We start from the raw sequence: 12,511 nt of genomic DNA, 5'->3' as shown, positions 1-12,511 counted from the left end.
GGAGTGACTATGGCAAAGCAAGGGGTTCGTTTTCAACTTCGATATGTCGGTATTTTTTTGGCTCTGGTACTCGTGGTTCCGGTGAGTTATTCACATCATTCCACGCAAATGACAGAGTTAACAGGTATAACCAAAATAACAAAGGAAAACAGGTTGAATCGGTATTATGTGAAATACCAAAAAGGAGCGGAAGGTGCAGCAACAGCACTAGTGAAGAAACATGATCTCGCTATCGTTGATGTGATACCAACGCGTAATATCCTGATTGTATTTGCAGATAATCTGTCCATTCAAAAACTGGTCAAAAATACTGTTATTGAATACGTTGAACTAGAACCAATACGCAGTTTGTATTCACAATAATAACCAATCCCCCACCACGTGTGGGGTTTTGTGATTAAAATGGGCCACAAACCAAAGCGCGTTTCACACCTGGCGTTAGTTTATCGAGCCCATCAATCAATTTCTCACGACCAATCAATACGTCGGTAATTTGACCTGAGTAGCGTATCGCCGTTTCACGCATCATGCCCATCATTGGCCAACCCCATAAAGATGAAATCAAAACACCGTCTTGAATAAAATAAGGCTGAGTCAAGAAGCTACAGCTAATCACAGGTTCTACCGGACTACGGTTAGTCGCACTGCCACCCACTAAATCGATAACGACAGAATTGTCAGGTATTAATTCTTTCACATGCTGGTTGCTGATTAAGAAATTCTTGCCTCTAAGCTCCGAAGGCTGTTCGGCACCATTAATGACGATATCAGCATCTTTTAGCCAATAACCGATACTCTCTTTTGCGGTCTGCGCGCGACCTAACACATGGATATGTTTTACACCCTGTTGATGTAATTCATCTAAAGCACCCTGCCCAACATTACCATAACCAAGGATAACGGCTTTAATATTGCGAATATTCACAGACGGTTTATGCTCTTTCAACAACGACACCCCATATCTAGCACCGGCTTGACCTGTTTCATGCAAACATTTAATACGACGTAAGCCAAATTCGAGTGGTGGATGGCTGTCTCGGTAAGCTGACATTGCTTGTTGTCCATGCTCACGTTCAAATTCAGTCACATCAAAAAGATGAGTGCCCGCATTGTGTAGCTGTAGCAATATGTCTTGTTGATCGTTAAAGGTCTGACTATCATAGAAATACAGCGCATTAGGACCTACAACATCTAGCTCATCATATGAAAGTGTCGGTTGAATGACCCGTAATGAACGCGGTGAACGATTTCCAGCTCGCTTTATACCTCCTCGTAATCGTTCACTCCAACCGATAACTCTGACTTGTAAATCACCTATACTTTGATCATTGATAAAAGGGGTTAATACCGTATTCATCGCTACACGAGCAAGGATCTTATGATCAGGTTCATACTTAGGTGACTCATGTATTTCTTCCATCGCAATAACGTTAATACGTTTATCTTGCAGCAATTTAGCGCGGTCTGGGTAGGAATGAAAATGAGCCATACAGAATAAAGTACAGCCTTCTCTTATTTGCTCTACAGAGGCAAGCGCGGGACCTTTAAATTTAATAATTAATGATTTATTCACATAAATTTGCTCTGCCGTTTGCATAATCGCACTATGTTTTAAATATTCGTCATCACTAAAACCAACGCCATCGCCAGCACCGCACTCAACATAAACTTTAATACCCGCTTGAACAAGCAGACCTACATCACTCGGTATCAAAGCAACGCGCTTCTCTAGCCCTTCTGGATTCTCAGGTGATTCAATTTCTTTAGCCAGTGCAATGGATGAATAACGTGCTGAATTATCTAACATAAATGTATATTTCCTAATGCAACAAAGGAATATTAGTAGCATGAAACATTGACCACTCAAAAGTCTCAACATCAAAAAACCACAAAAACATATTTATGCAATTTTTAACACTGCAACACAGCAGGAAAAACCAAAACCTACCCCTTTAGCTGTATTCTTTCTTTTAAATATTTGATAAATAACTGCGTACGAGTATGTTCATAATCAAGGGTTGGGTAGTAAGCACACACCGAACCGTGATCGACAGTGAGCTCAGGCAATACGGGAAGCAACTCCCCTACCTCGGTTAAATCTTCAAGCATTTTCTTACTTGCAAGTAAGACCCCCATACCGCATTTGGCACCATAAAATAAAGCCTCAGGATTGGTCGTAGCAAAGTTTCCACGTAGCGTAATGCGATTACCCGTCGATAACTTCACTTCTCGTATTGGCCTTTCCCCCCAAATTAGCATGTTATGAGATTCAAGATCATCAATGGTTTCAGGCTTACCATATTTCTCGATATAGTCAGGCGAAGCAAAAAACTTAGCGTCGTTTTTAAACAATTCAATAGCTTTATAGTTATGCGAATTTAACTGTTCTAAATCACGACTAATAAAAACATCGACATAAGTCTCGGGCATTTGCCCTGGTGATGTGGTCAACAGCTGTATTTTAATTTTAGGATACATGAGCAAGAAGTCATTTAAGTACTTAATGATGAATTTAGAGCCTACCGCAGTTGTCGCGCCAATCTTTAATATCCCAGTCGGCGTTTGGTTTACCGAACGCGCTTCGTCCACCAGCGACATCCACTGATCAAGTTGTAATCGTGACCGTTGGTAAAATAGCTGCCCAGCTTCGGTTTGATCAAGTGATCGCGTAGTTCGCTTAAGTAACTGCACACCCACCTTCTCTTCTAACCAGTTTATACGCTTACTGATCGCTGATCCCGTGGTATTAAGCTGATAAGCTGCACCGTTAAAGCTACCCTCTTCCACGACTTTGATATAACTACGCACACATATTATCCAGTCCATCACTACCTACCTTTTCGCATTATCGCTATTGAAGTAAACATTCAATCCTAACAAGACCTAATTTAGCATAAATAGTCCTATTTATAATGATTAAAGCCTTAACCAAAGATAGTCCACTCTACCCACATCAATTCATTGGTTTGAACATCAAGATACCGTTGCCGTTTTATTTTAAACCGCGGCAGAAATAGCGGCATCGATAGTGATAGCAGAAGGTAATAATACTGATTATGATTATGATCTGCAGGTGTGAGGTACCGGTGTTTCTTGATACTTTGAATTTGTGAGTATGGAGGGGAGTAATAATATTAAGGGGGCTGGTTAAGCTTAGCAGACAGTCTACAGTAAAGTAGACTGTCATTATTAAAATTATCGCGCCTTTAGATGAGTTTCCCGCTAATAAGTTGCCTAAATACTGACAGGTAACTTTACAACTTTAACAGAATAAAATTGCACGATTTTTAGTCCTATGCGTTAATAACAGAAGTTAGTCGCAGTTCAATTTTCTCATACAGCGCCTCAATATTAATCAGTGAATTATGTGACGGAATGGTTTTTATATTCAATTGAATAACAGCCTTCGAGCCTTTTCTATATGGATATACCTCAACAGAAAATTCTACCCTTGCATTATCTAAATCTAATACATGCTTATCATTGAACTCGCGTTTAAAATTACTTTTAATCGCTTCAGCTGTATACTCAGAATCAACTTCAAACTCATGCTTATAATAAGTAGTTGCTAGAAATAAGTTAATATCAAATTGGGGAACAGCGTAAGGAAGCACCAATCCATCCTGATGTTTTTTTTCAAGTTTGGGTACAAAAATAACTTTGTGAGAATCAGGTAATCTTTTTCGCTCAATTTCATAAACAACACTAGAACCAGAGCCCCCATTATCAGTACGTCGTTCTACAATTAAAGTATCTTGTTCAAAGTACCAAAAAAGCTTTTCATATGTAGATGATGAAACCTTAGAGTTATATGAACGAAAAGTAATATCCTCTACATTAAAAGAGCTCGGTAAAATATATACTGTTTCAGATTTATCTTTCAGAACGACTAAACTGTCTTCATCAGGTGTGAGCTGAATATGCAGACTATCAGTTGCACACCCAGATAACAGAACACAAATAACTCCTGCTAAAATTAATTTTATTTTTTTCATAAAGAGTACTATTACTTCCATGTGACTTAAGGTCGATACCCCAATAGTAATACACTCACAGTTACTTACAAAGTTATTATTTTGTAAATTTACTAACAATCCAAAAATTATTTTAATAGTATTCATGTACATATCTAAGCCTATAACATCAGTAAAGAGCTTAGTTACCAATTCTCTCTTTAAATGTTCTATTGCATTTGGTTATGCTAACCATTGATCACAATGATATCAATTCAGCCAAGGCACCTACTAAATTGCTTGTCAATTTGTGTCAAAACCTGTCACAACTTTGACATTAGCAATCCTTAAATGATCTGAGAGCCTTCCTAGATAATACTTGAGTAATATAGCCGAGCGAAATCATTTGAGATTCAGTCAGAACTGACAATGTACTATTTTTTACTGCTGTGTTTGAAAAATATTCTCATTATAAAACCTCTGTTAATGTCTAGGTTGAGCTACGGTGAAACAAGTACTGACGATATTAATCTAGCGGGTTAAGTAGGCTTTTCTAGGAAAACCATCATGTCTGTTCGTCAAAACCCGACACACAAAAGTTATCAGGTTTGATTTAACTTTGGTTGAACTACACGCGAAAAACCTAAGAGTTTCAGCTGTAATATTAAGAACCTAATCACCTTTTATAATTTGTACTTTAATGTGCGCCACCCTACGTGAATAACCTTGGATTATTTACGACTACGACAATAGCACATACCGTAAGTGACTCAGGGATATATAACCGACAACTTAAGCCGTTTTAAATCAATAGGTTAAGTGCGTAATTTAAATTCACGGCGACAAAATGGCGATGATTTATAAGATATGTTGGCATTACGCGAACGACCTAGCCGAAAGACGAAGTACCCACCAAGCTCAAATACGTAATTTACTATATAAAGAAGGGCTCGGGCTTGTTCAACACTAGAATAAGGTATCGCCTGCGCGACACCTATTCTTATATGCTATATTTTTTTACCTGAGAACAACGCAACACATCCTATCACTTCAACTTTTACATCGGTAAAGTGTTCGTTTAACGATGCCTCCAATGAGTCTAAGTCATCGTTGTCATTGCTAAATATGCCTTTCTTATTATAAACACCCATCAATTTTTTAGCGAAAAAGTTCAGTTTCACACCCTTACCCAAAATTGTACTACCAAACAGTACGCCACCATCGTTCAGATGGCTCTTTAGATGCTTAAACATAACGCCTTTATCAATTAGATTTCCAGGTAAGCAATGAAGCAAATAATTAATACTAATTGAGTCGAATTTTTCGATACTTAATTCAAGAGGTTCAAGTACATCCCTACAGTAAACTTCAGGTTGAAAATGATTAATTGCTTTTGAGGTTGTATCAAGACTATTTTCATTCAAATCTAGCAAAGCGATACGTTTTGTTGTTTGAGGTAGAAAATTCTTAAGGTAATAGCCCGAGCCAACGCCAACATCTAAATGGTTAGATGAAACTAACATTGAAAACTGCTCACTAATAAATTTAGTTGGGCATTTCCAAAAATGGTTATTTGAGACCCCTAAAACCCAGAAATCGTATATTGAGAGTACTTTCTTCGAGTAGACAGCTTGTCCAGCAACGGTGGATTCTTTATTCATTTTTAATTTCATATAGTTATAAATTATTAGACTTCAAATTTATACTAAAAAATAAAGATAGCAAGTCTTACCAGAGTTGAAAAGATAACGCCGCTATCACTGGACAGCGGGCAGTAATTGAAATTTATGTTAATGGAGCGGCAGCGCAGTGCATAAATTGAAACGAAGGACTGCAGTTCCGGTGAATAGCCTTATTAAATGACGTTCACGCGCATGAGCTTTGATGGCTTACTTTCAACAAAATTATTCCATATATGTTCGTAAAGTAATTCTTGGCCTGGAAATTCAGCAAGTTCAATAGCTTCACTTAACAAGCACCATTTATATTCAGTATGTTCATGATTAATGATAATCGTTTGATTTGGCTTACAGTAGACGACAAAAACAGGGATCATTTCTATTGTATTAAGGTTGCTTTCATAGAATTGCTCTAGGTATTGTCCATTATATAATTCAGTAACCTCAATCTCAGTTTCTTCTCTAAACTCTCGAATTATGGTTTGCCAGCCTTTTTCATCGGCTTCAATGCTTCCAGCAACATGACACCAAAAGCAACCCTTAGACCTTTTCATCAAAAGCATTTTTGTTTGCCCATCAATAACAGACAAAGCGACACCTGAGACAACAGCACTTCTAATTGGGATCATTTCCATTCCTCATATTATCCTAAAGGTCATTTAATGCCAAAATAATGGACAAATATCAGTTGGTTAAAATAAGCGACGCAGGAGCAAAAACCAACTGTTATTTGTCCTGATTCATTTGCTTGTTATAACTCGCCTTTGCGTTTAAGTTCTTTGTATTTGATAGTCCAAAGCTCCCAAGCTTTATCACTAATGGCTTTAGGGTTACATAGCGAAGTGTCTTTAAAAGTATGTTTGGTTTTAGGCATTAGATGTCCAATAGAACCAGAAAAACTACTTTTTACACATAAATTGTTAGAGTAATGAACTTCTATGGTTTGGTCTACATACACATCCACGCCATCATCGTAGACATAAATAAACTTCCATCCCCCATCCTTATTACCATTTAGGAATGAGCCCTCAACAATATCTTTAAACTCATAATTTGTGTCCATTTCGTCACTGTAGCCAGAGTTTTGATAACCAACTTTAAATGGGCCATCTAACTTTTTTTGTAGATTGACCGAGTACCAACCGGAAGCCTCGTTATTTGCCACTGAAGTTAACCCAAGAGATAAAAGTGAGTTTAGCTCTTGGAATTGTACATTTTCGACTGAAATTTTTTCAGCGTAACTAACACATGAAGTAAATAGTAATAAGTATCTCAAAACTTTCATATAACAGTAATCCAATAGAGTTATAACGCCCGCCTCAACGAGCAAATTTTTGTTGGCGGCTTTTGAGCGTGTTTTTGCACAAAGGTGGTAGCGGAAATTTGATTTTCTTGTTAGTTGGCTTCTGCTTCCCAACGAAATTTAGCAAAATAGGACACCATAGGGTGCTTATCTTTTAGTAGAGCTTTAACTTTAGCTTTACCTGTTTTTTTATTTAAAACACCTAATGTTCTTAGTAGCGGATGATCTGAAGCTACGCAGTCCTGTGCAGACTTATTTAATGACTCAAATGCCATTATTTTAAAATCGTAGCTACTAAACTCACCTTTTTCGTAAATTTGCCCTTCGCTTCTTTCTTCATTACCAATAGATTTATGCTGCAAGCAATCAGTTGGTGTTAGCTCGTGAAAATATGCACCTTGTTCCCACCATGAAGACTCATCAGTTAAACTAACTTCCTGTTTGCCATCAATAACCACCCAACTTCGAGATATATTATCTTGCCGTCTATACGCAGTCGTGAATATTTGAATTCGACCTTTAATACAATCCGCAAAAGACTCTTCCACTCTACTTTTTAATTTAGACCACTGCATGAAGTCTCCTTGGCAACTAACGCTTCAAGAAACGGCGCGCTATTCAGCGTCCGATTTGCTTGACTTGTTATACGAATTTATCTCATTTTTAGAGAAGCTGTAGTATCGATAATACATATATGCACTAACGATAAGTAAAGCTGTAATCAATGCAAACATCGACTTACTGTTCAGCAGTGCTTCTAGTAATACTTCCTCTTTAGACTTAGAGACCCCCGCTGATTTCACTTTACTTCTTTTAAGTCCCAGGTAGTACTCAGTGTCTATTAACATGGCCTCGATAGCATTTCGTTTTAATACTTCTTCTCTATGCGTTGGCGGCCAATGTTCTGACGAGCCTTCATAAGCACCAATAGCTGACTCACAGTACCAGTCAGAATTTACGTTTCCTTCTTTCTTTGAGCTCAAGCAGAGCTTAAGTACTGAAACTGTGCCTTGAAGCAAGCTAATGTCTGTACTTAGTCCAGAAACGCGGTTCTCCAATTTATCCTGCTCTTTAACCACTCCTTGCAAATAATCTATATAAGAAAAGTATGCAGTGGGAATCAGACTGGTCACGAAAACAACCGTTAGGAACCTAGTTAAAATGCTTCCAGATGTTCGGTTTAGTAGTGAATCAGCTTCTCTTTTTATCCTTTTGATATTATCAATTATTTCCACTACCTATAACTCCAATGATTCGTATAACAGGACTCTCGATTCCCCAAATTAATTCGCCTCAATAAAAGTAGATTAATCAATTGAAAAATAAGATTATACTTCAAATTTATTAATTACATGTTTATGGGAAAGCGAGTCGTCCTGTAAATTATTTATTTAGTCTTATAAGTTATAAATAAGACTAGCTATGCAACTGATTATATTGACATTAATTTTAGACTACAAGATAAACCTGACTGCCTTTTGGCAAATCGAGACTGCGTTCACCAAAATACAAATAACACTGTATAAAATCACCCTGTCTAGCCGTTTTCTTAGTGCATAAATATAATCAACTCAGTTGGTAAATTCTGCATGATAAAATATGTTAAGCCTTTGGATTGGTGCTCAACCAAGGTGATTTGGCTAAGTTGCAATTTGTCGCCTAATTAAATCAGAAGGGTTTGTCACTTTGTGTCAAAAGGTGTCACAACTTTGACATTAGCGATCTTTAAATGATCGTCTCGATCCTTTACTGGCAAGGCTTGAGCTATAGTAGCGTGTCCATCGCTGTGTCCAAAACGTGAAAAATTGCGAAAACGCGGTAGGCGAAGAGGAGTGAATTTATCGGAAGTTTAGCCGTAAGATTTAATCTCTCTCCCCCTGGAGGAGTTCAAATCAAATGGTGGAATAAACCTCACGTCTTGAGCTTTCCTTATCACCAACCTAAAACAGAAACTGTATAAAAAATAGTGTTTGTTATGAGTGTAATTCCAATCTATGCAAGTACCGGTATCACTAGTTTTGAAGCCCTGCAGCTGAATATAGCCAGCTTATATGTACCTTAGACAAAATTCTTATCGAACATCCAAGTTCCACTTTTATTGGTAAAGCCAGTGGGACTGAATAATGCATTAGACCTTGCAGAATGCCCTCGCGGGTTTAGCGCCCAAAGAGTTCTCATATTGAAGTTGAACGCACAATGCGAGAATGCAATGGGCTACCTTGTAAAAGTTGGGATACAGCCAGAGCTGATAAAAACAAATTTACTCTACACGCAGTATCGGCGAACGAATTACAGAACTCAGTACACTACAATAAGCGCAATGCATTGCTAAAAGCACGTAAGCAACATTCATTGTGTAAAGTAATGCTGTGCTTTGCGGCAAGCTCTCCGTTTGATGAAAAACCAGCGAGTTACCGCGCGATTCATCATTTCCCATGCCCGACTGCAGATGTGGATCAAATAACGAAAGCTGCAACCCCATTAGCAAAAGAGCTGTTCCATAAAGATGTAAGGTATTACAAGATAGGTGTAGGCCTGATCGGTTTAGTTGATGGTACCCATGAACAAAAATATTTATTCAACTCTGAGCAAAATAATGAAAACCTGATGCAGGTGTTCGATAAGCTCAATCAGAGATATGGCAATAATACCGTATTTTTAGGTGCCCAAGGCACAGAGCAAAAATGGGCCATGCGACGTAAAATGCTTACACCACAATATACAATCAAATGGCAGGGTATACCGAAGGTAAAGTGCTGAACGCTCTTCGTCACCTTTACAAGAAAATAATGATTAGATCCGTCAATCTCCCTTGGTAATTATAAAAACGACAAAGTCCCTTGGTATTCACAATGAGTTAGCTAGGCTATGTAATTACCGAGGGAATGAGACGGAGTAATTACCGTGGGACTTTGTCGTTTTCACTATAAAGTCTAGCTCACTCCCCCCTCATTTTTACTATGGTGTTTTTGCTAATGCCTCTGAACGCTCGATCCGTAACATCTTTGTATTCCGCTTTTCTCTTACCCAGATGTTTCTAATTGTCGAGTGACTGATTGATATGTTGTGTCTTTTCATCATTTCACTACTGATAGGGATTTGGGTCAGGTGAGGTTTTTCTAATGTTAGTTCGATGACTTTATCTTCAACATCTTGGTCTATACGACTAGTATGACGAGGGATACAGCGCCAGAGGTCCCTGAGTTTCAAGCAGGCGTCAATTGTTGTAGATGTTTCCCCTTGAGCATCCACTTATTCGAGCCACTTCAGACAAGTTACCCAGCTCTTCTGCGAGGTCGATGGCATCATTTTTTTCTGCACTTCTTCCCCGTATTCAGTTAGCTTGCATGGTTCCTTGATTTCAGCTATGGTGAGCTTTCTATTGGTAACATAAGCAGCAAAGCCACCATCCACCTGTTCCGTATTTCTACTTTCTGGCTCACGGTTGAATGCATTAAGATGAAGGCTAAATTGAATTTAATGACTTTATTTCAATAAATTAAAGCCAAGGTTAAGATATAAAACAAATATTACGTAGCAAATGTGTAGATTTACAATTCTACATATTTGAACGCCACAAAAATCATTTCTAGCACACATTTGGATAATTTCTAATTATGAATTTCGCCTGTATCAGCCTACATCGGATAAGTTAAATTTGGGGAAAACGGCATTGTTTTTCGAGAACAATGGCTGCTGACGCAGCCAAAAGAATGCTATTGCCTATTGACCAGAGAAGGGCTCATGTGTTTTATAGGGATACTACGTTCTCTTTGTTGGGTTAGACATATCCTCAGCTTTATGGGAAGCCTTTAAAAGAGCCTTATATATGGCTGTATCCACATTTTGTTTTTTTAATTCATTAACACCTTGCTCAGTTGTTCCATTTGGAGTCATAACATCTTGGGCAAGAGTTTCTGGAAGCTTGTCTGATAACTGCAATAACTTTCCGCTGCCTTCTAATGTTTTTCCAACCAATCTCTTTGAGTCAGAATAGCTAAACCCTAGTTTTTCAGATGCCTTAATCATTGCTTCCGCAATAACCATAATATAAGCTGGGCCACCGGCGCTAATACCTGTAGCTGAGTCGATAAGGTGTTCTTCACCTACAAAGAACAATTCACCTAGATATTGAGCTGATTCAATGAATGATGAATAGTTATGATTGGGCTCTCCCGTGTAATAGATCGGTGTGATTCCAACACCAATTTCACATGGTGTATTTGGCATGCATCTAACTACAGCTGACTTAGGTGAATACTTATTGATTTCTGCACATGATACACCCGCCATCATCGAAATAATCAGTGAAGGTGAACTAGTGCCCAAGGAAATGTTAGGTAAATCTTGAGGTCTAACACCCAAAAATAAAATATCAATATCCGAAGGTAATGAGTCCTCAATTTTTATATCACCAATAGTTCTAGCCTGATTTAACCTTTGTTCGCTTTTGTCGATAACGGTAACATCCCATGACTTAAGAAAATATGGGGCTGTGGCTTTAAATACCGGAAAGCCCATATTCCCTACACCTAAATATACACAGTTTCTATTACTCATTTTATAATCTCCTTTTCTGTTTGTTAATTGCATCAAAGTTTAAATATTATCATATTTCCTATAACGCCCTGTTCTAAGCCCCCCTCAAAATTCCTTTTTAAACAAAGAGAAAGGCTAGTTCCATCACATAACCTTCAATCTCAAGACACGTCTGTATACGCCAAATATACTCAAGTTTAAATGGCTTCTTCTGTCTAGAATGCAGCTTTGGTTTGTTAAGTGACCTGATAATTATAAAAACAACAGAGTCACTTGGTATTCACAATCTTGATGAATCAGTTCCATCTTACTTCTGGACATAACCGACCTAGAGCAATTGTACTAAGCCGAGGTAATGCATTAGATTTTGTAGGCGACGTGAAGGAATTAAGCGGTTCCATTCACTTCCACTAAACATAACATGCGTTATGCTCAGTTGGTTTGACATTTTAAACTTGCCTTAACAAACAGCCTTTGACAACAGCAACGACTAAACTTTATTTCACACAATTTTTAAACCTCGACCATCCAGCCTAACCATCGTAATAGTATTACTTTTCAAAAGTCTACGTTGAATGGCGATTGTATATCACAATACTGTTAATAAAAAAAATGCATGGCGTTATGATCATAAGAAAAGCCAATAGTGCATAGTAATGGAAAAGCATGGAAGTCCCTTTTGGCAATTAGAATCATGAAAACACGCAGTTGATCGAGTGAAAGATGCAACAACGGCTTTGTTACAATACTCAATCTCATTTGTCTTTGAACTAGATAGCACTTTTAACCTGTTGATTAAACGTTGCATAGTCTTCTAAATGCCAGTTTTTATAAATTTGACCATTCTTTATTTGATATACGTCAACAGCATTAAAATTGATTTGTTGTCCATTTCCTTTTATATTCCCCATTGTTCCAGTAAAGTTACCTTTGAAACGGTAACGAACTGTCACATAGTCACCGGCAACTAAAAGGTGCTCGACATCAACCGAAAGATTAGGGACAACACTGCGAAAGTCTTTCGATGCTTTTAGTAC

At 37.9% G+C, this 12,511-nt stretch carries 13 protein-coding genes and 1 pseudogene; 3 read left to right on the top strand and 11 right to left on the bottom strand.

The features are described 5' to 3' along the window. The first annotated feature begins 9 nt into the window (after positions 1-9). Positions 10-363 (top strand): hypothetical protein, encoded by a 354-nt coding sequence (locus BT797_RS17175; protein ID WP_045110831.1) that lies wholly within the window; start codon positions 10-12, stop codon positions 361-363. Between the two features lie 34 nt (positions 364-397). Here the strand turns inward: BT797_RS17175 and BT797_RS17170 are convergent, their stop codons facing one another. The 8 genes from BT797_RS17170 to BT797_RS17135 form a co-directional block, all read right to left on the bottom strand. Further along, a complete protein-coding gene (locus BT797_RS17170; RefSeq protein WP_075472952.1) occupies positions 398-1,807 on the bottom strand; it encodes an alanine dehydrogenase in 1,410 nt (469 codons plus the stop codon). A gap of 137 nt (positions 1,808-1,944) precedes the next feature. Further along, a complete protein-coding gene (locus BT797_RS17165) occupies positions 1,945-2,826 on the bottom strand; it encodes a LysR family transcriptional regulator (RefSeq protein ID WP_045110833.1) in 882 nt (293 codons plus the stop codon). 467 nt (positions 2,827-3,293) lie between these two features. Further along, positions 3,294-4,121, bottom strand: coding sequence for a hypothetical protein (locus BT797_RS17160; protein ID WP_139291697.1), 828 nt, complete (start codon positions 4,119-4,121; stop codon positions 3,294-3,296). 839 nt (positions 4,122-4,960) lie between these two features. After that, complete coding sequence (locus tag BT797_RS17155) at positions 4,961-5,614, bottom strand: class I SAM-dependent methyltransferase (protein WP_075472948.1); 654 nt, start codon at positions 5,612-5,614, stop codon at positions 4,961-4,963. A 194-nt stretch (positions 5,615-5,808) separates the two neighbouring features. Further along, complete coding sequence (locus BT797_RS17150) at positions 5,809-6,261, bottom strand: NUDIX hydrolase (protein ID WP_075473013.1); 453 nt, start codon at positions 6,259-6,261, stop codon at positions 5,809-5,811. Positions 6,262-6,383: 122 nt separating this feature from the next. Next, complete coding sequence (locus BT797_RS17145; RefSeq protein WP_075472946.1) at positions 6,384-6,917, bottom strand: hypothetical protein; 534 nt, start codon at positions 6,915-6,917, stop codon at positions 6,384-6,386. Between the two features lie 110 nt (positions 6,918-7,027). Beyond that, on the bottom strand, positions 7,028-7,510 hold the full coding sequence (locus tag BT797_RS17140; RefSeq protein ID WP_075472944.1) for an SF0329 family protein: 483 nt from the start codon (positions 7,508-7,510) through the stop codon (positions 7,028-7,030). A 39-nt stretch (positions 7,511-7,549) separates the two neighbouring features. Next, complete coding sequence (locus tag BT797_RS17135) at positions 7,550-8,170, bottom strand: hypothetical protein (RefSeq protein ID WP_075472942.1); 621 nt, start codon at positions 8,168-8,170, stop codon at positions 7,550-7,552. A gap of 740 nt (positions 8,171-8,910) precedes the next feature. On the opposite strand from BT797_RS17135, the pseudogene BT797_RS24310 reads away from it, so the two are divergent. Continuing rightward, positions 8,911-9,050: pseudogene (locus BT797_RS24310) on the top strand (S24 family peptidase); the annotation flags it as partial. A gap of 81 nt (positions 9,051-9,131) precedes the next feature. Further along, positions 9,132-9,695, top strand: coding sequence for a DUF4113 domain-containing protein (locus tag BT797_RS17125; protein ID WP_244893727.1), 564 nt, complete (start codon positions 9,132-9,134; stop codon positions 9,693-9,695). 198 nt (positions 9,696-9,893) lie between these two features. On the opposite strand, the gene BT797_RS23880 is transcribed toward BT797_RS17125, so the two are convergent. From BT797_RS23880 to BT797_RS17110, 3 genes are all read right to left on the bottom strand, one after another. Further along, positions 9,894-10,187: a helix-turn-helix domain-containing protein gene (locus BT797_RS23880; protein WP_075472940.1), complete on the bottom strand. Its 294-nt coding sequence runs from the start codon at positions 10,185-10,187 to the stop codon at positions 9,894-9,896. A 510-nt stretch (positions 10,188-10,697) separates the two neighbouring features. Further along, a complete protein-coding gene (locus tag BT797_RS17115; protein ID WP_075472938.1) occupies positions 10,698-11,495 on the bottom strand; it encodes a pyrroline-5-carboxylate reductase family protein in 798 nt (265 codons plus the stop codon). A gap of 749 nt (positions 11,496-12,244) precedes the next feature. Further along, the coding region (locus tag BT797_RS17110; protein ID WP_139292006.1) for an ester cyclase at positions 12,245-12,511 on the bottom strand (267 nt) is incomplete at its 5' end.

This window comes from Moritella viscosa, assembly GCF_900120065.1.
Taxonomy (GTDB): domain Bacteria; phylum Pseudomonadota; class Gammaproteobacteria; order Enterobacterales; family Moritellaceae; genus Moritella; species Moritella viscosa.
Note: the sequence above shows the minus strand (reverse complement) of the source record. Positions and strands in the feature narration are given on the sequence as shown.